We start from the raw sequence: 19663 nt of genomic DNA on the forward strand, positions 1-19663 counted from the left end.
CGACACCACACGGTTTGCCGTTCGCGTCCCGGCGGAGGAGGCTCGAAGCGTAGGCCCCTCGCGGCCCACCAGGCGCGGGCCGCGACCTTCTGAAGGAGGTCATCATGGGCACCGCCTTCGACACCGAGACGCTGCGCCGCGGCATTGAGGGCCACGACGCGAAGGCCCTGCTGTCGCTCTACGCGGACGACGCGGAGATCCGCGTCGTCGACCGCAACACCCAGCCGAGCCACCCGATGGTCATGCACGGCCAGGGCGAGATCTCCAAGATGCTCGACGACGTCTACAGCCGTGAGATGACGCACAAGCTGGAGCAGTGCGTGGTCCAGGGCGACACCGTCGCCTTCACGGAGTCCTGCGAGTACCCCGACGGCGTACGGGTGCTGGCCAACTCGATGATGTCGCTCAAGGACGGGAAGATCGTCGAACACACCCTGGTGCAGGCCTGGGACGAGTAGCGGGAGCGGGAGAAGAGGAGAGGCGTTCCTGCAGGCGCGCGTGCCGGAACTGGTACACCGCGCCCGCCTGCCGCAGCACGCCCAGGCGGTGGGCCTCGCCCAGGAACGCCATCAGCCGCCAGGGCAGGGCGCCGCGCGCGCACAGCCACAGCCGGGCCACGGCGAGTCGTCCCCACGCCGACATCGCCACCGTGACCACGCCGGTGGGGATCAGCGCGTACGCACCGATGCTCGCGGCGTCCGGGAGGCCGAGGAGGCGCGGCAGGGCGCTGCCCGCGAGGACGGCGGCCAGATAGGTGAACAGCGCGCGGGCGAGGGCGGTGCCCCGGTCGGTTCCCAGGATCGCCGAGGGGCTGAGGCTGCGGGTGACGTCGACGGGCGCCCCCAGCCACCGGTGCAGCCCGGCCGCGATACCGCCGACGAGCCCGAGGCCGAGGCCGCCCGCGAGCCCGAAGACCACAGCGGTACGCAGGATCGCGCCCGGGCTCTGCCGGGTCACCCACTCGCTCCGGGCGCGGTCGAGGAGCGGTGACAGATCGTACGAGCCGGCGTCGCGGCCGTCCGTGAGCCGGACGGTGAAGACCTCACCGTCCGGCCGGTAGTCGTGCGCGGAGATCGCGAGCCGCTGGTCGATCGCCGTGCAGCGGGCCGGTGGGGCGCACAGCTCCAGGTCGCGTACGTCGGCGGGCAGCGCGAAGTCACGCGTACCGCCGCGCTCGACCAGCGTGCCGTGGACCGGCTCCGGCAGCACGAGGTAGGTGTGGCCGTGCGCGCGCAGGCCGTAGCGGGTGCCGTCCGCCGCGTCGACGTAGCGCGAACCGTCCGGCGCGTGGCGCACGGGCCCGCTGACGGGGAAGTCGTCGCGCAGCGCCGCGCGCGTCGCCGCCGTGCCTCCTTCGGCCAGGGTGAAGACCGCCCCGAGCGTCAGCCCCGCGAGCAGGCCGACGGCGAGGCCGTGGACCATCGCCCGGCCCAGGCGGCGCGTCCGGCCGGCGGGGTCGCGCCGCCCGCCCTTGGCCACCACGGCCGACTCTCCGCGTACGAGGTACGCCGTCACGGCGCCCGCGACCACCGCCCCGAGCGCGGTGAGCAGCGGTGCGTCCGGCAGGACCCCGGCGCCGACGAGCAGCACCCCGGCGGCCGTGAGCAGCCCGGCGCCCGCCCGCCGCGCCCAGCGGCCGCGCGGTCCGCGCCGCCGGCGGCCGAAGAACGGCATCGTCGACGGCAGGGGCGACGCCGGCATGCCGACGGCCGCGAGCCCGGTGGCGATCACCAGGCCGTAGAGGCCGCCCACGGCGAGCCAGCCGAGCGCCCGTGGCATGCCCGCGAAGGGCACGGCGAAGTAGGGGTCCTGGCTGAGCGGCCGGGTGAGCCCGACGGCGAGGCTGAGCGGCACCGCGTACACCAGCGGCAGCAGGAACTGCCGTCGCGGCCGGCCCCGCGCGGCGTACCCGGCGCAGACCCCGGCCACCGTGGCGGCGGTCACCGCGGGCAGCGCGGGGTCCTGGCCGAGCGCCCACAGCGGCAGGCACACGGCCTCCGCGAGCAGTCCGAGCAGCAGGAGCGGGCCGAGGCTCGGCAGCGGCCGGGGCAGTGCGGTGTGCAGCTCCCACCAGGCGAGGTCGCGGGTGTCGCGGTGTTCCAGATGGCGGGCGAGGAAGCGCAGCCAGTGCACGGCGCGCCCGGTGTCCCAGCGCGTGGACCCGGCGAAGGCGGCGGGGACGAAGGCGTCGAGCAGATACTCCTCCAGGGCCGTCGGATCGGCGAACTCCGGGCGCCGCAGCAGCTCCTCGGGGTCGTTCCCCGACTCGCCGTAGACGGCCCTGGCCATCGCCACCATCAGGGGCGAGGCGAGCACCCGGCGCACCGGGTCCCCGGGCCGCGTCCGTGCGAGCACCGGGTCCCAGGCGGTGGTGCGCTCCCCCGCGGGGCCGCGCACGGGCCGCGCGGTGCGCCGCAGGAAGTCGGCGGCCTCCTCGAAGGCCAGCGGCTGGAGCTCGACGACCGCCGCCGCCGTGAACACGTCGCCGTCGGCGACGACTTGGGCGTACACCTGGCTGCGGCAGGTCAGCAGCAGCGGACTGCCGTCGTCCAGCGCGGAGTTGAGGCGGCGGACGGCCTCCGCACGCAGGGGCGCGGCGAGTTCGTCGAGCCCGTCGAGCACGGGCAGGACCCGCCCGGACTCAAGGAGCTCCGCCGCCAGCGAGGACCCCGACCGCTGGAGGGATCCCAGGGCCGGATACCCCTCCGCGAGCCGGGCCGAGAGCCAGGCGTACAGCTCCGTGCTGTCGGGCTGCCAGGTGGCGAGCGGGAAGATCACCGGCACCGGGTCGCCCGTGTCGCGGCGCTCCAGGAGGTCGAGGGTGAAGCGGACGGCGAGGACGGTCTTGCCGCTGCCGGGTGCGCCAAGCACCACGAGCCGCCGCGCGGGGACGCGGGCGAACACCCGGGCGATGTCGTCCAGTACGCCGTCGAACCGGGCGTCCCCGCCGCCCCCGATGTTCTCGGCCGCGTCGGCGAGCCAGGGGTCCGCCGTGGTCCAGCGCACCGGCAGCGGCTTGGGGTCCTGGAGCCTGCGCAGCCGCCACTCCGCCTGCCAGTGCAGCCGCACCCCCTCGGCCAGCGCGTCGGCGGCGTGCTCCAGGTGCTCGGCCGGAGAGCGCTCGCCGGGCCCGGTTCTGAGCGTGTTGGCGACCAGTCCGGCCATGGAGACGAGGAAACCGAGCACCGAGACGAGCGAACCGGCACTGCTGAGGCTGCGCTCCCGCACCGCCACGGCGACAACCGCCCCGGTGGCCAGCACCGCCCCCACCCAGATCCCGCGCCGCCAGTACCGCATCACGCGCGCCCCCCGTCAGGGTCACCCCTTTGGTGCGCGCCATTGTCCCAGCGGACGGCCGGGACGGAACCGGGTGCGGCACTGCGAACGTGCGGCTACTGGACGCAGAACTCGTTGCCCTCCGGGTCGGCCATGACCACATGGTTGGTGCCGGGCTCGACGACGACCTGGAGCACGCTCGCGCCCAAGCCCTCCAGCCGCTTCACCTCCGCCTCGCGGCGTTCGGGGCCGAAGTGCAGGTCCATGTGGAGGCGGTTCTTGACCTGCTTGGGCTCGGGGACGCCCTGGAAGAGCAGGCGGCGGCCGAGGCCCACGCCGGAGGCCGCCTCGACGGGGTCGTCGGGGTGGCGCACGGCGGCCAGGGTCCGCCAGGCCTTGCGGCCGTCGACCACCGTGTACAGCTCGTCGGTGACGGCGCCCGCGGCGACCAGCCGCTCGATGAGCACGGTGTGGTCCTCCACCTCGTAGTCGAGGGCCTCGGCCCAGAACGCGGCGAGGCTCAGCGGCCGAGCGCAGTCGACGACGAGTTTCCAGTGGACTGCCATACGGCTCTCCCAACGGTCGGATGCCCGCGTGGGCGTACGGAGTTCGGCACACCCATTGTCCGGGGCGCCCGGCATCGTGCGTGCCGGGCACCTCCGTTCCGTGCGCGTGACTCAGCCGGTTCTGACGATGGTCCAGGCGTTGGGGTCGATGCTGGGGACGACCGAGTAGCGGCAGGAGCTGTTGTAGTACGTGCTGGTGATGGTCCAGCCCGCGGGCGGGTACGTGGAGGCGCAGGCGTTGACCCTGGTGCCCACCGGGTAGCCGGTGAGCTGCATGATCCGCTTGCTGTTCGGGCTGAAGCCCGATCCGCAGCCGGCGCTGTTCCACCACTGGGTGTCGATCCAGCCGGTCGGGGTGAGCGTCGAGGCGCACATGTTGAGCGTGTCACCGGGCGCGGCGTTGGCGGGGGTCGTTCCGGCGACGCCGGCCGCGGCGGCCAGGAGGGCGAGACAGGCGAAACGGGTCCGAATCACGTTGGGTCTCCTCGTCAGTGCAGCGGGGATGCGCCGACGACGTCGGCGTCCGGTCACTTGCGCTGAGCAATTACTACCGGCACATGCGGACCTGCGGACAGTCACCTTTCAGCCCTGGCGACGAACGCACATTCGGCCTCCGTTCGCCTGTTCCCCTCCTGTGAAGTGCCCTAGCCCACGGAGGGCAGCAGACCCGTGATCGGGGCGACCGGGTCGGTGACCTGGTGGAGCTGGTTGAGGTCGTTCAGCTTGTTCAACTGGCTGAGCTGGGCTTTCACGGTGGGCATCTCGCCGCGGTGCTCCGCCGGGATGGAGTTCTGTACAAGCCCGTCGAGCACGGCGACCGGGGAGATGGGCTGGATGCCGGCCGTGCCCGCGGCGCTCGCCGCGGACGCACCGAGGCCCGAGACTCCGGCGGCGAGGGCGAGGACTGTGGCGATACGTCGTGTTGAGATCACGCCCTGACAACCGGCGGACCCCGCCGATGGACACGGCCGCGGCCCAGCCTCACCCGAGAAGCCGATGCCGAGGTCTTCGGCGCGGATGACGCGTCAACCCCGCGCCGGTGTCCTGCCCTCGCGCGTCCAGGCCAGCAGCTCCTCTTCCGTCCACGTCGTGATGACGCGCTCGGCCGGGACCCCGCACTCCTCGGCCCGTACACAGCCGAACACCTGCCAGTCCAGCTGCCCGGGTGCGTGCGCGTCGGTGTCGATGGAGAACAGCACGCCCGCGTCGACCGCGCGCCGCAGCAGGCGGCGCGGCGGATCCAGGCGTTCGGGACGGCTGTTGATCTCGACGGCGGTGTCCGACTCGGCGCAGGCGGCGAAGACCTCGTCCGCGTCGAACTCCGACTCGGGCCGCTTGCCCCGGCCCCCGGTGACCAGCCGCCCGGTGCAGTGCCCCAGTACGTCGGCGTGCGGATTGCGGACGGCCGCGACCATGCGGCGGGTCATCGCGGCGCCGTCCATGCGCAGCTTGGAGTGGACCGACACCACCACGACGTCCAGCTGCTCCAGGAGCTCCTCCTCCTGGTCGAGCGAGCCGTCCTCCAGGATGTCGCACTCGATGCCGGTGAGCAGCCGGAAGGGCGCCCAGCGCTCGTTCGCCCGGGCCACCACCTCCAGTTGCCTGCGCAGGCGTTCCGGGGACAGGCCGTTGGCCACGGTCAGCCGGGGCGAGTGGTCGGTGAGCACCGCCCACTCGTGGCCGAGCTCCGCCGCCGCCCACCCCATCTCCTCGATCGGGCTGCCGCCGTCGGACCAGTCGGAGTGCAGATGGCAGTCGCCGCGCAGGGCCGCGCGCAGTTCCTCGCCGCCCTCGACGAGGGGCGCGGAGGCGCCTTCCTCCTCCAACCGCCGCAGATAGTCCGGCAGTTCTCCCGCCAGGGCCTCGCGCACCACCCGCGCGGTCTTCGGGCCGATCCCCTTCACCGACTCCAACGACCCGGCGGCCACCCGCTCCTCGACCTCGCCGCCCGCCATCTCCTCGACCACGCCGGCGGCCGTACGGAACGCCTGTACGCGGTATGTGGGGGCCTGCGTGCGCTCCAGCAGGAACGCGATCCGCCTCAACGCCGTCACCGGATCCATCGACACCTCCGACCGCCCACCATTGTCCGCCGACCGGCCGCCAGGCGCCTCCCGTACGGGGCCGGGCGACGCGGCGGCGGGGCACCCCCGCTCGGGGTGCCCCGCCGTTCCTGCTGTCGCGTGCGGGCGACGAAGCGTGCTCGTCGGTCAGAAGTTGAACACGACGCCCTGGCCCGCCTGCTTCTCACAGGGGTTGCCGAAGGTGTGCCGGTAGGAGACGCGCTGGCCGCCCCAGACGCCGTCGGCCATGACGGTCATCGGATTCCACTCCTTGGTACACACCGCACCGGCCGGCGGGCCGGCCGTGATCGCGGCGAAGTCGCCCTGGTTGCGGTCGAGCTCCGCGCAGGCCCGCTTGGCGGCCGGGTGCGTACCGGAGGGGGTGGGCGCGCAGCTGAGCGTCACCGCGCGAAGGACGGACGCGCCGTCGTCGCCGGTGCCCGGCGCCACGGTCAGGACGAGCGCGGACGGCGGGTAGAGGCTCATCGCGGCGCCCCGGGTGTCGTGCTGATCGGCGCCGGCCGCACCCGGTACGGCAACCGCTGCGCCGACGAGCGCCAGCGCGGCCACCAGAGTCGTACGCCCAAGCGTCTTACGCATATCAAACACTCCTGTCATTCAGGGACTGTTGTTCAGGGACCGATGAACGAGCCCGAGTCTTGTCCAGACCTGGGAGTGCCGCAGACCGCCGTATACGAATCCGGTCACCCTCCGCCACGCCGCGATCGCATGAAGTTGCAGGCCACAGCCACCCGAACGGTCGGACGGGCTGATGGGTGCCCGTAGAGAAGAAGGCGCAAAGCCGCCTCTACTTTGTTTTCTAAAGCAACAAGAACATTGAATCTTGAATAGTGAGGTTTCGATTACATTTCATTCTCGGTCCACGATCAGGCCCTCCGCCTGTGCCTTCGGCGCCGCCGGACGTGCGCACACCCGGGGCGGGCGTCAGAGTGGGGACGGTGCCGCGCTCGCCGTGCCCGGCCCGCCCGGCGCCCACGGGCCCATACGAAGGAGCAGCACACGATGGAACACCACATCGTCGCCGAGATGATCGAGCCCGGCGGCAGCACACTCAAGGAGTGGCACATGGTCCGCGCCGGTCAGAGCGTGTCCATGTGCGGCCGGGAACTCGACATGAATGAGCAGGAGTTGCCGGCCGACGCCTGGGGGACCGAGCGGGCGCGGCCGTTCTGCCACACCTGCGGGGCCCTGTTTCTGCGCGAAGTGCCGTGAAACAGGGCGCCGGTGCCGCACCCGCCCGCCGCTCCCGCTATCCGCGCGCGAACGCGGCCAGCGGGAGCAGCGGGCGGCGCACCGCCGCGGTGGGCGGGCGCTGCGCCTCGGGCAGCGCCCGCAGGGGGCGCACCCGGACCAGGGTCTGCGCGTCGGGAACCTCGGCCCGCAGCGTGAACCAGACGACCTTGCCGTCGGCCGTGCCGTGCGTGCCCCAGCTGTCACTGAGGGAGGCCACCATGGCCAGGCCCCGGCCGCGGCTCTCCAGCGGCTCGCCGCCGCCGAGGACGGGCAGCCGGGGGTCGCGGTCGAGGACGGCGGCGGTCAGGCGCCGCCCCGTCCACCGCAGTTCGAGCGTGCAGCGCTTGTCGCCCTCGGTGTGCCGGAAGACGTTGGTGAGCAGCTCGCACACGCCGAGGCTGACCGGCTGGATCAGGCACTCAAGCTTCCAGTACCGAAGGTGTGCGGCGACGATCCGGCGGATCTGCGGCACCCGTTCGGGGGCGGCTTCGAGATCCAGGGTGTACTGACGGTTCACTTCCACGACCACGCCCACGACTGCGCTCCTCATCAGGACGGCCGGCGGACCGGCTGCCGCTTTGACAATGACAGCCCCGAGAAAGCGGAAAGTAATCATTCAGATACGGAGGGAACGCAATCAGCGTGACCCCATCCGGGTGAACGCGCAACACAGGCCGCACGACGGCGCCGGTCCGGGCCGGTCCGGGCCGGTCCGGGCCCGTCCGGACAGGAAAGAGCCCCGGCAGGACGGGGGAGACCTGCCGGGGCTCGTATATGGGCGGGCGGTTCAGCGCGGCCCGCGTATAGATGAATTGTAAACCATGGCTAGACCGACAGGCTGTCCATGAAGGAGCTCACCGAGAACACCGCGTTCCCCGGCCCCGCCGGCCCGTATCCAGGCGGGGAGGCCAGGCCGTACTCGTCCATCGTCGCCCGGTACGCCTCCAGGAGGCGGATGTGGTACTCCAGCGGGGCGCCCTGCGGGTTGGCCTTGCCGAGCGGGGTGGTCGGCTCGGGGCACCAGGTCGTGAAGCGTGGGGTGATGCCGCGCGACATGAAGAAGCGCAGCCCCTCGACCGTGGAGTCGATCGCCTCGTCGACGGTGGTGAAGCCGAAGGGCTCGGCCATCTCCACGCCCGCGACGAAGTTGGGGATCACATGGCGCGGGCCGAAGATCTCCGCCGAGTCGAGGATGCGCCGGTGCCACTCGTCACGGCCGACGTACTCCTCCTTGCCCGGGCAGTACAGCTCGAACAGCCGCCGGTCCCACACCTCGTAGTTGGGGTGGTAGATCCGCACGCCGTAGTCGTGGAAGCGCTGCACGTCCTCCTTGGGCAGCGCCTGGGCGACGACCTTGCCCGTCCAGCGGCCGGGGAAGCGCTCCTCGATCGCCTTGGCGTACATCCCGTAGAAGTCGGCCTCGTCGCGCCCGCCGACGTGCGAGGTGATCGCGCCGCCGGTGAGGGTGTACGCGGTGGACGCCTTGGCGGTGTCGTACCGGTCGATGATCTCCAGCGCTTCGAGGATCTCCTCGACCGGCTTGACGCCGGTGTAGGGGCGCCCGGCCGCCTTGTGCTGGCGCCAGTTGTGGTTGATGTCGCAGTACTGGCACTCCTGCTTGGCGCCGAAGTACTGGCAGACCCGGAACACGGTGAGGTAGATCAGATAGCCCCACTGGATCGTCGGGGCCACCTCCATCACGGACTTGCCGTTGGACAGCTTGTGACGGTAGTACTCCGGCATCGGCGGCAGCCCCACGTCCGAGATCCGCTTGCCGTCCAGGTACAGGCCGAGCATGCCGTGGTCGTCGGCCGCGACCCGGTACGGGGACGCCGGGTTGACCCGCACCGACACGACCGTGCGGCGCAGCTCGTACGGGCCGCCGGTCAGCACGATCTCCTCCGGCGGGCGGCGCAGCGCGGCGGCGCCCAGCTCCGGCAGGGTGCGGTGGTCGAAGGAGAAGATGAAGTACGACTTCGGCTTGACCTCTCCGGACTCGTTGTCGCTGAGGGCCGAGTCGTCGAAGGCCATCCCTCCGCGCAGCAGGTCTTCCTTGATCACGGCTTCCCTGGGCACCCCGGGGAACCGCGCCATCAGTGATTCGACCTCATCGGTACGGCTGCTGAGCATGTGCTGACGTCCTCCGGTCCAGTCGCTTTCCTGTCGTACTGAACCTATGCTCTCGCCGGCTTCACCGATGGACTGGGCATCGACGACGAAGCCGGCGAGCGATCGCCAGACTATCCACGGGGCGATCTTCGGCGGATCGGTCTGCGGTCGCGCTTCTCCTCATCCGAAAGGCCTAGGGCCTGTCCGGCGGATCTTGTCTGGGACGCGGGGGTCTGGTGCGCCCATCTGCGGCGTTGTCGTCGGTTGCCGACGCTCCGCGTCGACGCCCTCCTCCGCCTTGCAGCTGGACGCACCAGACCCCCGCTCACCAGCACCGAAAGGCGGAGGCACCTCGCGGGCGACCAGATCCGCCGGACAGGCCCTAGGCACTCGGGCCGGTACGCGCTCAGTGGGCGATCGAGTCGATCAGCTCGCGGGCTCCCTGCCGCAACAGGGTGACCGCGACCGAGGTGCCGAGCGTGGCCGGATCGAGCGGGCCCGCCCACTCGTGTGCGTTGAGGACCGTCTTTCCGTCGGGGGTGAACACACAGGCCCGCAACGAGAGATCGCCGTTGCGGGCCGCCCTCGCGTACCCGGCGATCGGGCTGTTGCAGTGACCTTGCAGGACGTGGAGGAACATCCGCTCGGCCGTCGCCTCGCGGTGGGCGTCGGGGTCGCCCAGGTCGCTCACCAGGTCGATCAGCTCGCGGTCGCCCTCGCGGCACTGCAGCGCCAGGATGCCCGCGCCGATGGGCGGACACATCACCTCCGCGGAGAGCACCTCGGTGATCACGTCCGTACGGCCGATGCGCTCCAGGCCCGAGACGGCGAGCAGCAGTGCGTCGGCGTCGCCCGCGGCCAGCTTCTCCAGGCGGCGGTTGGCGTTGCCGCGCATCGGGACGCAGCGCAGCTGCGGATGGGAGGCGGCCAGTTGGGCGATGCGGCGGACGGAGGAGGTGCCGATGCGGGTGCCGGCGGGCAGCTCGTCGAGGGTGAGACCGCCGGGGTGGATCAGGGCGTCGCGGATGTCGTCGCGTTTGAGGAAGGCGGCGAAGACGGTACCGGCGGGCAGCGGGCGGTCGGCGGGCACGTCCTTCACGCAGTGCACGGCGAGGTCGGCCTCGCCCGCGAGCAGCGCGGCGTCCACCTCCTTGGTGAACGCACCCTTCCCCTCGACCAGCGAGAGGTCGCCCATCCACTTGTCGCCGGTCGTCTTGACCGGGACGACCTCGGTGGCGACACCGGGGTGCAGGGCCGCGAGTTCGGCGCGTACGCGTTCCACTTGCGCGAGCGCCATGGGCGAGTCGCGCGAGACGATCCGGATCAACTCGGCAGTAGACATGGGTCCACGATATGGGGAGGACCCGGATCCCGCTCACACCGCCTCGTGGCCTCAGCGTCTTTGTACGCCAAGGGAGTTGACCCCCGCCTCAGTCGCGGTCCGCGACGATCAGCAGATAGTGAAAGCTGCCTTCCTCGTGGGCGGTGAGGAAGGCGTCCTCAATTCCGGTGGCGGCCGGGGACGGCCCCGGCGGACGGCGACGGGCCCCCGGCCGCGGCTCGCGCGGGCGGGGACCCTGGGGCGGGCGGCTGTGCGGGCAGCCGCCGTGGATCAGGTCGCCCTTCTGTTCCTGCTCATCAGCATGCCGCCCGCGACCAGCGCGAACAGACACACCGCGGCGCCGGTGATGACGTTGCTCAGGATTGCTCCGGTACCGGGGTGGCGGGCGACCACCCACGGAGCGACGATCAGCCAGGCGCCCAACAGCAGGACCACGAAGTTCAGGTCCTGCGACCGCTCCGGGACGATGGACATGCACAGGCCCACCACCGCGAGAGCGATGCCGACGATCAGGTTGGTCAGGGCGAGCGTCGGTAGCGCGCCGGAGAAGTGCACGGTCCAGCCGGAGATGGCCGCGTAGATTCCGGCGAGGATCACGAGTTCCTCGACCGCCGCGACCCCTCGCGTCTCCATCATCGCCGCGTACCTGTCCCGCATCTCCGATACGTCGGGGTGCCCGGATATGTCACCTGGTCGGTGAGAGACGTCGGCCATGTGACTCGCCTCCTTCTGATGCCTGCAAGTCTTTGGCCCCGATGCGACATCCGGTCGCGGTTCCAGTGTGCTCTTATCTGGCCTTTATATGCACATTGAGCAGCTATCCGATATCTACAGAACTTTTTGGCGTTCTGTGTAGAAATGCCTAGGCCGTGGCCTCGACGACCGCCATCGCACGACGGTTGCGCCGACGCGACCACCTGCGGCGCAGCGCGGCCGGGCCCAGGTCGACGCGCCCGTGCAGCAGACCGAGCACGATCGCCGTGCCCACCGCTATCAGATGCTCACGGCCGGCCAGATTGGGCTTCACCATCGCCTCGAACAGCATTGAGCCGCCGGTCAGCGCGAACACGATCGGGGCCCGCCGGACCACCGAGAGATAGGTGAACAGCCCGACCACGGCCGCGGACGGCCCCGTGTCCAGCACCCGCCCGATCTCCGGCGGCAGCCCGAGGCCGCCCCAGGTGCCGGGGCCGAGCGCGATCATGACGCGCGCGCTGAGCGTCCCGGCCAGCGTGGTGACGTACGCGATGACCAGCGTCCGGGTCCGGCCGAGCGCGAGCTCGGCGAGGGCGAACCCGAGGAACAGCTGGGTGAGGCCGGCCCAGACCGGCAGGTCGAGGGCCGGGACGAAGAGCGAGATGGGGGTGCGCAGCAGCGCCAGCCACAGCGGCAGATCGGCCTTGACCTCGCCGGTCAGCCGGACCACCACCGCGCCGGTCTGCGTCAGGTGGATGGCGTGGAAGACCGTCACGGCGACACAGGCGAGCACGCCGAGGAAGAGGCCGCGCAGGCCGCGGTTGATCAGTTGCCGGACGGGGTCGACGACGATGCCGTGGAACTCGCCGCGCAGGGTGCGCGCGATGAACCGGACGAACCGCACCAGCAGGTCGGCCGGTTGGGAAAGGTCCCCGCCGCTGGTCGCGGGCGGCGCTATTGCCGCGCCGGCGCCCCCGACCGCGTCGGCGTGCCCGCCCTGGACCCCGTCACGACGGCCGTCGGCAACTCGGAACACTGCTTGATCAACCCCTCACGCTGCAGCGCCAGGCGGTCACGACAATCGGCGCAGCTCCCCACGTACCCCCAGATCGTGCACCAGGTCGAACACACGCCGCACATGGGGGTCCTCACAAAGGTAACCACGGTGGGGAGGACGTTCAAAGATTTTGGTTCACTCACCGAACTGTTCTGGGTTAGGGTCGGTCCGTGACCCTGCCCCGCGACTACACCGGCCAGTCCTGCTCCCTCGCCCGCTCGCTGGAGATCGTCGGCGAGCGCTGGACGCTGCTGATCGTGCGGGACGCGTTCTACGGGGTGCGCCGCTTCGGCGACTTCGCGGCGCACCTCGGGGTCCCCCGCGCCGTCCTCACCGACCGGCTCACCACCCTCACCGAGGCGGACGTCCTCGCAAGGGTGCCGGGCACCGGGCGGCGCGAGGTGTACGAGCTCACTCCCAAGGGTGTGTCGCTGTGGCCCGTGGTGCGGGCGCTCACCAGTTGGGGCGACGAGCACTACGCGACGGGCGGCCCGCGCCGGATCTTCCGGCACACCGCCGACGACGCGCCGATCGCCGCCGACGGGCGGTGCACGCGCTGCGACGCGGCCGTCGAGGTGCGGGACATCCTCGTCACGCCCGGCCCAGGGCTCGGCCCTGGCGGCGAGGACGACGACCCGGTGACGGTGGCCCTGAGCCGCCCGCACCGCCTGCTCCACCCACTGCGCGGCTGAGAAACCCCGGCCGAGAGACCTCGACCGAGGAACCCTCGGCTGAAAAGAAACCCTTCGCACAACCTCTCGCACGACGATGTTCACGACGAAAGGTGTACGCACATGAAGATCCTGGTCGTCGGCGCAGGAGCCACCGGAGGCTACTTCGGCGCCCTGCTCGCCCGGGCCGGACGCGACGTCACGTTCCTGGTACGGCCACGCCGCGCCGCCGCCCTGCGCGAGCGGGGTCTGCGGCTGACCGGCGCGGGCGAGGACGAGGTGCTCACACCGCGTCTGATCACCGCCGACGAGATCACGGAACCGTACGACCTCGTCCTGCTGTCGGTGAAGTCCACCGCCCTGGAACAGGCCGTCGAGGACCTCGCCCCGGCGGTCGGCCCGGACACCGCGATCGTGCCGCTGCTCAACGGCATACGCCACCTCGACGTGCTCAACGCCCGCTTCGGCAAGGAGCCGGTCCTCGGCGGGGTGGCCAAGGTCATCACCACACTCAACGACGAGGGCGACATCGTCCGGCTGGCCCCGCTCGCGGTCCTCGCCCTCGGCGAGCAGGCCGGCGGCGCCTCGGCCCGTACCGAGGAGATCCGCGCCGTACTGGCCGGGGCGGGCATCGACGCGAGCGTGTCGCCCGACATCCTCGCCTCGATGTGGCACAAGTGGGTCTTCATCACGACCCTGTCCACCGTGACGTGTCTGCTGCGCGGCGAGGTCGGTGACGTCAACGCCGTTCCCGGCGGCTCCGGCATCGGCCCCGCCGTCCTCGCCGAGGGCGCCGCGGTGTCGGCCGCGGCGGGCTTCCCCGTTCCCGAGAGCGAACAGGCCCTCACCGCCTCCCTGGTCACCCAGACCCCCTCCACCTTCGCGTCCTCCATGTACCGCGACGTGGTGTCCGGCTTCCCCACCGAGGTGGAGCACATCTTCGGCGACCTGACCGCACGCGCCCGCGCCCTGTCCGTGCCGACGCCGCTGCTCGACCTGGCCACCCTGCACCTGCGGGTGCACCAGCACCGGGTGGGGGCGAAGCGGTAGTGAACAGCCCCTGGATCAAGCGGTACCACCCCGCCCCGCAGGCCCCCACCCGCCTCGTCTTCTTCCCGCACGCGGGTGGCTCGGCCACGTCCTTCTTCGCCGCCGCCAAGGCGCTGTCGCCGGAGGTGGACGTGCTGGCGATGCAGTACCCCGGGCGGCAGGACCGGCTGGCCGAGGCCCCGATCGAGGACATGGGCACCCTCGTCGACCGCGTCACCGAGGAGCTGATGCCGTGGACCGACCGGCCGCTCACGCTCTTCGGCCACAGCATGGGCTCCTCCGTCGCGTACGAGGTCGCGCTGCGGCTGGAGGAGAAGGGTGTCCGGCCGCTCGGGCTGTTCGCGTCCGGCCGCTCGGCGCCCTCCGTCCCCGTCTCCCGCCGGCTCCACCAGGCGGACGACGACGAGCTGGTCCGCCATCTCATGGAGCTCTCCGGTACGGACGCCCAACTGCTCGCGGAGGAGGGTCTGTTGCGCATGGTGCTGCCCGCGCTGCGCGGCGACTACCGCGCCCTTGAGACGCACGTCCCCGAGCCGGGCCGGTCGCTGGCCTGTCCGGTCGTGGCCCTGTGCGGGGACGCCGACCCGGTGGTCGACCCCGACGACGTGGCCCGCTGGGAGCGGCACACCTCGGCGTCGTTCCGGATGCGGGTCTTCACCGGCGGCCACTTCTTCCTGGACGCCCATCTGCCCGCCGTGGCCCAGGAGATCCGGGACCACATCGAGGCGACGACGGCACGGTAAGGGGCGACCGCACGGTGGGAGTGAGCGCGCGGGGCGTGCGAGCAGGGCACGCCCCCCGCGCTCATCCCCCGGCGCCCTGCCGCCCCACAACCACACCGGTGGCCACCAGACCGCCGTTCTCCGACTCCACCGTGCGCCACCGCCCCCGGAACACGTCGACGCGGACCCCGTCGACCACCGGCCCCGGCACCTGCAACGCACCGGTGAAGGTGCCGCGCTCGGGGTCGGGGGTGATCACGCAGTCACCGAAGTCCAGCCAGCGGCCGGTCAGCGGGAACCACGCCTTGAAGACGCTCTCCTTGGCGCTGAACAACAGACGGTCCCAGGCCACGGCCGGATGCGAGGCGGCCAGCCGGTCCAGGGTGAGGCGCTCCTCGGGCCGGGTGACCATCTCCCGTACCCCGTCGGGGACCGGCGCGTTGGGCTCGGCGTCCACGCCGACCGAGGCGACCGCCGAGGCGGGGGCGACGGCCGCCGCGCGGTAGCCGTCGCAGTGCGTCATGCTGCCGACGACGCCGTCCGGCCAGCGCGGGGCGCGCTGGGCCCAGGCCGGACCCTCCCGCGCGGGCAGGATCGGGCCGGGCGCGTGCCCGAGCTGGGCGAGCGCGGTGCGCGCGCACAGCCGTACGGTGGCGAATTCGCGCCGGCGCTTGTCGACGGCCTTGGCCACCACCTCGGCCTCCTGCGGGAACAGCTCGACCGACGGCGGGTCGGCGAACAGCTCCGCCACCACCACCTGTGCCGGGAGCAGCCCTGCGAGCAGCGCGCGGGTCACCATCGGGGCACCGAGGCCGGTCCGGGCAGGATGCGGCAGAGCCCCTGCGGCGGCGCCGACCGCTTGCCCCACTCCCGGGGATAGCCGAGCGACACCTCCAGGTGCGGCACCCCGTCGACGTCGATGGCGCGCGGGATGTGCAGATGCCCGTAGACGACCGCGGCGGCCCGGTAGCGCACGTGCCAGTCGGCGGTGGCCTCGGTGCCGCACCACTGGGCGAACTCCGGGTGGCGCAGAATGTCGGTGGGCCGGCGCACCAGCGGGAAGTGGTTGACCAGCACGGTCGGCAGCGCCGGGTCGACGGCGTCCAGCCGCGAGCGGGTGTACGCGAGCCGCGCCCGGCACCACGCGTCGCGGCTGGGGTAGGGGTCGGGGTGCAGCAGGTACTCGTCCATGCACACCACACCGGTGCCGTGGGCGACGGCCAGCGCCTCTTCCTTGGTGTGCGCGCCCTCGGGGCGGAACGTGTAGTCGTACAGCACGAACAGGGGCGCGACGACGACCGGCCCGTCCGGGCCCGGCCACTGGCGGTAGGGGTCCTCCGGCGTCGCCACCCCGAGGTCGCGCAGGCGCTCGACCAGATACTCGTAGCGGGCCTCGCCGCGCAGCCGCACGGGATCGGCGGGCGGCGTCCACAGCTCGTGGTTGCCGGGCGCCCAGACGACGGTGGCGAACCGGCCCGCGAGGTGCTCCAGCGCCCGGAGCACGTCGTCCGCCTTCTCCCCCACGTCCCCGGCGACGATCAGCCAGTCCTCGGGCGAGTGGGGCCGCAGCCCGTCGACGATCGCGCGGTTCTCCGTATGGCCGACATGCAGGTCGCTGATGGCAAAGAGACTCATGGTGATCACAGCCTACGTCGGCCCTCCCGCCGCCCGGCCCCCCGGATGGCCGGTTCGGACCGGGCGGCCTACCGGCGTGCTCCAGGAGTCCGATAGAGGTTCATCCGCGCAACACCGCCACCTGCCTGCGGAGGTACGCCCCATGAGCCGAGGAACGAGCCATGCGTCGCCGGGCAAGACCCGCTTCGACGAGATCTACGACGCACCCGACCCCCGCACCTACTTCCGCCGCCTCGCCCCGCTGGAGTACGAGATTCCGCATCATGCGCAGGCGGTGTTCCGTCATGACCGGGCCGCCCGGGCCGCGGCCTGCGGTCCGGGCGGCCCGGTCACGGTGCTCGACCTGTGCTGCTCGTACGGGATCAACGCGGCGCTCCTCAACCACCACCTCACCCTCGCCGAGCTGTACGCGCACTACACCGGCCCCGAGGCGGCGGAGCTCTCGACGGCCGAACTCATCGCGTACGACCGGTCGTTCTACGCCTCCCGGCGCCGGGCCGACGCGAGCCCGGTCGTCGGTCTGGACGCGGCACAGCACGCCGTCGGCTACGCGCTCGCGGTCGGGCTGCTCGACGAGGCGTACGCCGAGAACCTGGAGCTCGCCCCGCCGAGCGAGCCGCTGCGCAGGGCGATCGCGCGCACCGGGCTGATCACGGTCACCGGAGGCATCGGCTACATCGGCCACCGCACCTTCGAGGCGCTGCTCGGGTGTGCGCGGCTGCCGGTGTGGGTGAGCGCGTTCGCCCTGCGCACCGTCTCGTACGCGCCGGTGGGTTCGGCGCTCGCCGCACACGGCCTGGTCACCGTGTCGGATGCCTCGCGGGCCTATCGGCAGCGGCTGTTCACCGGCCCGGACGAGCGTGACCACGCGATCGGGCAGGTCGTTCTCGCGGGCCACGACCCGGCCGGTCTGGAGAGCGCGGGCCGCTACCACGCCCGGCTGTATCAGTCCCGGCCGCGCTGAGCCGGGCGGGCGGGGCCCCGGGCGCGCCGGTCCGGGCGCGGGAACGGGGAGGGCTCCACGTCGATCTCCTCCATCCGCCCGACATAGAGCACATGGCGGCGCCGGGCCTCGCCGTGCCGGCCCGCCGCCGCGAGCAGGGCGATCAGGGCGAGATGGGTCTCCTCGTCGTACGGGTCGCGCTCCAGCAGGCGCAGCCGGAAGTGGACCTCGGCGTGGTGGTCCCCCCGCTCGGCCGCCGCCGTGGCGAGCCGGGCCAGCAGCTCCGAGTGGACGGCCTGGGCCTCCTCGCGCAGGGCGACCGCCCACTCCGCGTACGGCTCGTCCTCCAGCACGTCGCCCCGGTAGAGCCCTTCGGCGTCCGCCAGCGCGGCGTAGGCGTGGCCGCCGGAGCGGTCGGCGAGCGCGAGGGCGTGGCGGGCGGCGGCCAGGAAGTCCCGGACGTCGACGCGGAGCCGGGCGATACCGATGACGTGCTTGTCCGCCGCGATGAAGTGGTCCTGCGCGAGGCGGCGTTCCGGGTCGAGCACCATACGCAGGATCGACAGCGCCACCGAGAGCCGGTTGGCGCACCGGGCCGGGTCCTCCTCGGGCCACAGCGCCTCCACCACGACCTCCCTCGGCGTGGCCAGCCCGCGCCGGGCGACCAGGAGTTTGAGCAGGTCGCGGGCCTTCTTCGACTGCCACTCCTCAGGTCCCACCGGGTTGCCGTCGCGCAGGACCTGGAAGCCGCCGAGGACCCGTACGGCTGCCGAGGGCCGCAGCGGCGCGGTCGCCCGGTTGAGCAGCCCCGCCGCGTCCGCCGCGCGCTCGCGCACCCCCAACTGCCGCAGCGCGCCGACCGCTTCGCGCAGATCCGGGCCGCCGGCTCCGGACAGCAGGGCGCGGGCGGCGGCCACCCGGGCCACCGCCACGGGCCGGCGCGCGGCGGTCCACATCGCCTGGGCGTCCTCCAGGAGCCGCTCCCGTACACGGGGTTCGCGGGTGCACATCGCCTCCAGCTCCAGGAGCTCCGCGAAGACCGGGCGGCAGGCCTGGGCGCCGGGTTCGCCCGCCGCCTGGCGGGCCGCCTCGGCCGCGATTTCCGGCCGTTCGTCGGCGAGCGCCACCCAGCCCGCCGCGACCAGCGCGCGGATCCTGGTCCGGCCCGCGCACTGGCCGACCGCGCGCCGGGCCAGCAGGGCGGCGGCGCACGGCTCCTCGGCGCCGCGCGCCAGGGCCAGCCCGGTGAGTGCCGCCGCGAGGACCTGGCGGTCGCCGCACTGCTCGCTGCGCACGACCGCCTCCTGGTAGGCGGCCCGCGCGGGGCCGAGCGCCCCGCGCTCGCGGTGGACGTCGCCGAGCCCGAGCAGCGCCCGGGCGCCGAGCGCCGCGTGCCCGGTGGCCTCGCCGAGGCGCTGGTAGCCCGCCAGCGCACGGCCGAACTCGGCCGCCGCGTAGTCGAGTTCACCGACGGCCAGATGTGCGGAGCCGCGCAGACACCCGGCGGCCAGCAGGAGCTCCGGCGTCTCGGCCCGGTCGCCGTCCGGGCCGAGCGCGGTGAGCGCCGTGTCGAGCCCGGCGAGGACGCGGCGGGCCTCGCCCTGCTCGATCCGCTCCTGCGCGGCGCAGGTGCGCACGAGCAGGACGAGCGCGGGGTCCCCCGCCTCGCACGCCGCCTCCCCCGCCAGCTCGCGGTGGTGCTCGGCCACCGCCCCCCGTCCGTCGCAGGCGGCCACCACGGCGGCCACCGCGTGGGCGACCGCCTGCGCGCCCGGGTCGCCGCAGTGGGTGAGCCCCCGGACCGCGCGGCGCACCGACGCCTGCGCCTGGCGCAGTTCACCGTGCGCGCAGTACGCGGCGGCGGCCCACGCCAGGGCCGTGATCTCGTCCGGGGTCGCGGCGCCGGTGAGCTCCGTGCGCCGGTGGACCTCCAGCGCCCGCGCGGGCTCCCCGAGCAGTTGGTGCGCCATCGTCAGGCGCCGCCCCGCGGCCGCGCCCAGGGTGCCGGTGCGCGGCTCCCCGCCCGCCGCGCCGGCCGGACCCGGCAGATGGGCGGAGCGGGCCGGCTCGCCCTCCGCCCCGGTGGACTCCCGCTTGTGGTCCTCCAGTTGAGCCGTACTCATCGTTCCCCCCTTGCCCGTCCCGTCGGACGGGTCTCATCCGTTCGTACGCCCACGGGTGGGTCCGCCGGGCCGCGCTGGTCAGGCGCGGCGAGCGGGAGTGTCCGCCTCCCGCGCCGCCGGACTCCACCGCTTCAGTGTGCGCACTCGCGCCGCGTC

General features: G+C 72.8%; 20 protein-coding genes. 6 read left to right on the forward strand and 14 right to left on the reverse strand.

The window, feature by feature from the left end:
• Nucleotides 1-104 precede the first annotated feature (104 nt).
• The gene (locus OG965_RS06910) at nt 105-458 is read left to right on the forward strand and encodes a nuclear transport factor 2 family protein (protein ID WP_371650205.1); all 354 of its coding nucleotides are present in this window, start codon (nt 105-107) and stop codon (nt 456-458) included.
• Here OG965_RS06910 and OG965_RS06915 read toward each other — a convergent pair.
• The 6 genes from OG965_RS06915 to OG965_RS06940 form a co-directional block, all read right to left on the reverse strand.
• Nucleotides 406-3297 carry an NACHT domain-containing NTPase gene (locus OG965_RS06915; RefSeq protein ID WP_371656866.1) on the reverse strand — a complete coding sequence of 964 codons (2892 nt, stop codon included), beginning with the start codon at nt 3295-3297 and terminating at the stop codon, nt 406-408. The two genes, OG965_RS06910 and OG965_RS06915, sit on opposite strands and share 53 nt — an antisense overlap.
• 95 nt (nt 3298-3392) lie before the next feature.
• The gene (locus OG965_RS06920; protein WP_371650207.1) at nt 3393-3842 is read right to left on the reverse strand and encodes a VOC family protein; all 450 of its coding nucleotides are present in this window, start codon (nt 3840-3842) and stop codon (nt 3393-3395) included.
• Nucleotides 3843-3953: 111 nt separating this feature from the next.
• The gene (locus OG965_RS06925; protein WP_371650209.1) at nt 3954-4316 is read right to left on the reverse strand and encodes a hypothetical protein; all 363 of its coding nucleotides are present in this window, start codon (nt 4314-4316) and stop codon (nt 3954-3956) included.
• Between the two features lie 170 nt (nt 4317-4486).
• Nucleotides 4487-4774, reverse strand: coding sequence for a hypothetical protein (locus OG965_RS06930; RefSeq protein ID WP_371650211.1), 288 nt, complete (start codon nt 4772-4774; stop codon nt 4487-4489).
• Nucleotides 4775-4867: 93 nt separating this feature from the next.
• Complete coding sequence (locus tag OG965_RS06935; RefSeq protein WP_371650213.1) at nt 4868-5905, reverse strand: PHP domain-containing protein; 1038 nt, start codon at nt 5903-5905, stop codon at nt 4868-4870.
• Between the two features lie 147 nt (nt 5906-6052).
• Nucleotides 6053-6505: a subtilase-type protease inhibitor gene (locus OG965_RS06940; protein ID WP_371650215.1), complete on the reverse strand. Its 453-nt coding sequence runs from the start codon at nt 6503-6505 to the stop codon at nt 6053-6055.
• Nucleotides 6506-6928: 423 nt separating this feature from the next.
• Between OG965_RS06940 and OG965_RS06945 the strand changes: the two genes are divergently transcribed.
• Nucleotides 6929-7138 (forward strand): hypothetical protein, encoded by a 210-nt coding sequence (locus tag OG965_RS06945; protein WP_371650217.1) that lies wholly within the window; start codon nt 6929-6931, stop codon nt 7136-7138.
• A 37-nt stretch (nt 7139-7175) separates the two neighbouring features.
• On the opposite strand, the gene OG965_RS06950 is transcribed toward OG965_RS06945, so the two are convergent.
• From OG965_RS06950 to OG965_RS06970, 5 genes are all read right to left on the reverse strand, one after another.
• On the reverse strand, nt 7176-7694 hold the full coding sequence (locus OG965_RS06950) for an ATP-binding protein (protein ID WP_371650219.1): 519 nt from the start codon (nt 7692-7694) through the stop codon (nt 7176-7178).
• 290 nt (nt 7695-7984) lie between these two features.
• Nucleotides 7985-9289 (reverse strand): radical SAM protein, encoded by a 1305-nt coding sequence (locus tag OG965_RS06955; protein ID WP_371650221.1) that lies wholly within the window; start codon nt 9287-9289, stop codon nt 7985-7987.
• Nucleotides 9290-9674: 385 nt separating this feature from the next.
• Nucleotides 9675-10610, reverse strand: coding sequence for a hydroxymethylbilane synthase (gene hemC / locus OG965_RS06960; RefSeq protein WP_371650223.1), 936 nt, complete (start codon nt 10608-10610; stop codon nt 9675-9677).
• Between the two features lie 270 nt (nt 10611-10880).
• Nucleotides 10881-11324 carry an SPW repeat protein gene (locus OG965_RS06965; RefSeq protein WP_371650225.1) on the reverse strand — a complete coding sequence of 148 codons (444 nt, stop codon included), beginning with the start codon at nt 11322-11324 and terminating at the stop codon, nt 10881-10883.
• A gap of 148 nt (nt 11325-11472) precedes the next feature.
• Entirely contained in the window at nt 11473-12216 is a 744-nt protein-coding gene (locus tag OG965_RS06970) for a hypothetical protein (RefSeq protein WP_371656867.1), read from the reverse strand.
• Nucleotides 12217-12533: 317 nt separating this feature from the next.
• Here OG965_RS06970 and OG965_RS06975 point away from each other — a divergent pair, with 317 nt between their 5' ends.
• The 3 genes from OG965_RS06975 (at nt 12534) to OG965_RS06985 (ending at nt 14827) form a co-directional block, all read left to right on the forward strand.
• Entirely contained in the window at nt 12534-13055 is a 522-nt protein-coding gene (locus OG965_RS06975; protein WP_371650227.1) for a winged helix-turn-helix transcriptional regulator, read from the forward strand.
• Between the two features lie 102 nt (nt 13056-13157).
• Nucleotides 13158-14084, forward strand: a complete 927-nt coding sequence (locus OG965_RS06980) for a ketopantoate reductase family protein (protein ID WP_371650229.1) — start codon at nt 13158-13160, stop codon at nt 14082-14084.
• Nucleotides 14084-14827: a thioesterase II family protein gene (locus OG965_RS06985; protein ID WP_371650231.1), complete on the forward strand. Its 744-nt coding sequence runs from the start codon at nt 14084-14086 to the stop codon at nt 14825-14827. Before OG965_RS06980 ends, OG965_RS06985 begins: the two co-directional genes overlap by 1 nt.
• A 61-nt stretch (nt 14828-14888) precedes the next feature.
• Here the strand turns inward: OG965_RS06985 and OG965_RS06990 are convergent, their stop codons facing one another.
• The gene (locus OG965_RS06990; protein ID WP_371656868.1) at nt 14889-15590 is read right to left on the reverse strand and encodes a 4'-phosphopantetheinyl transferase; all 702 of its coding nucleotides are present in this window, start codon (nt 15588-15590) and stop codon (nt 14889-14891) included.
• A gap of 8 nt (nt 15591-15598) precedes the next feature.
• A complete protein-coding gene (locus tag OG965_RS06995; RefSeq protein WP_371650233.1) occupies nt 15599-16441 on the reverse strand; it encodes a metallophosphoesterase in 843 nt (280 codons plus the stop codon).
• Between the two features lie 142 nt (nt 16442-16583).
• Here OG965_RS06995 and OG965_RS07000 point away from each other — a divergent pair, with 142 nt between their 5' ends.
• Nucleotides 16584-17405: a hypothetical protein gene (locus tag OG965_RS07000; protein ID WP_371650235.1), complete on the forward strand. Its 822-nt coding sequence runs from the start codon at nt 16584-16586 to the stop codon at nt 17403-17405.
• On the opposite strand, the gene OG965_RS07005 is transcribed toward OG965_RS07000, so the two are convergent.
• The gene (locus OG965_RS07005; RefSeq protein ID WP_371650237.1) at nt 17387-19507 is read right to left on the reverse strand and encodes a BTAD domain-containing putative transcriptional regulator; all 2121 of its coding nucleotides are present in this window, start codon (nt 19505-19507) and stop codon (nt 17387-17389) included. The genes OG965_RS07000 and OG965_RS07005 overlap by 19 nt on opposite strands.
• Between the last annotated feature and the right edge of the window lie 156 nt (nt 19508-19663).

It is taken from the genome of Streptomyces sp. NBC_00224 (assembly GCF_041435195.1).
Classification (GTDB): Bacteria; Actinomycetota; Actinomycetes; order Streptomycetales; family Streptomycetaceae; genus Streptomyces.

What these genes read in the sequence shown, in the direction of transcription:
- OG965_RS06910 (WP_371650205.1), top strand. Translation starts at nt 105, where the DNA reads ATGGGCACCGCCTTCGACACCGAGACGCTGCGCCGCGGCATTGAGGGC.
- OG965_RS06915 (WP_371656866.1), bottom strand. Translation starts at nt 3,297, where the DNA reads ATGCGGTACTGGCGGCGCGGGATCTGGGTGGGGGCGGTGCTGGCCACC.
- OG965_RS06920 (WP_371650207.1), bottom strand. Translation starts at nt 3,842, where the DNA reads ATGGCAGTCCACTGGAAACTCGTCGTCGACTGCGCTCGGCCGCTGAGC.
- OG965_RS06935 (WP_371650213.1), bottom strand. Translation starts at nt 5,905, where the DNA reads ATGGATCCGGTGACGGCGTTGAGGCGGATCGCGTTCCTGCTGGAGCGC.
- OG965_RS06940 (WP_371650215.1), bottom strand. Translation starts at nt 6,505, where the DNA reads ATGCGTAAGACGCTTGGGCGTACGACTCTGGTGGCCGCGCTGGCGCTC.
- OG965_RS06945 (WP_371650217.1), top strand. Translation starts at nt 6,929, where the DNA reads ATGGAACACCACATCGTCGCCGAGATGATCGAGCCCGGCGGCAGCACA.
- OG965_RS06955 (WP_371650221.1), bottom strand. Translation starts at nt 9,289, where the DNA reads ATGCTCAGCAGCCGTACCGATGAGGTCGAATCACTGATGGCGCGGTTC.
- hemC (WP_371650223.1), bottom strand. Translation starts at nt 10,610, where the DNA reads ATGTCTACTGCCGAGTTGATCCGGATCGTCTCGCGCGACTCGCCCATG.
- OG965_RS06965 (WP_371650225.1), bottom strand. Translation starts at nt 11,324, where the DNA reads ATGGCCGACGTCTCTCACCGACCAGGTGACATATCCGGGCACCCCGAC.
- OG965_RS06980 (WP_371650229.1), top strand. Translation starts at nt 13,158, where the DNA reads ATGAAGATCCTGGTCGTCGGCGCAGGAGCCACCGGAGGCTACTTCGGC.
- OG965_RS06995 (WP_371650233.1), bottom strand. Translation starts at nt 16,441, where the DNA reads ATGAGTCTCTTTGCCATCAGCGACCTGCATGTCGGCCATACGGAGAAC.
- OG965_RS07000 (WP_371650235.1), top strand. Translation starts at nt 16,584, where the DNA reads ATGAGCCGAGGAACGAGCCATGCGTCGCCGGGCAAGACCCGCTTCGAC.
- OG965_RS07005 (WP_371650237.1), bottom strand. Translation starts at nt 19,507, where the DNA reads ATGAGTACGGCTCAACTGGAGGACCACAAGCGGGAGTCCACCGGGGCG.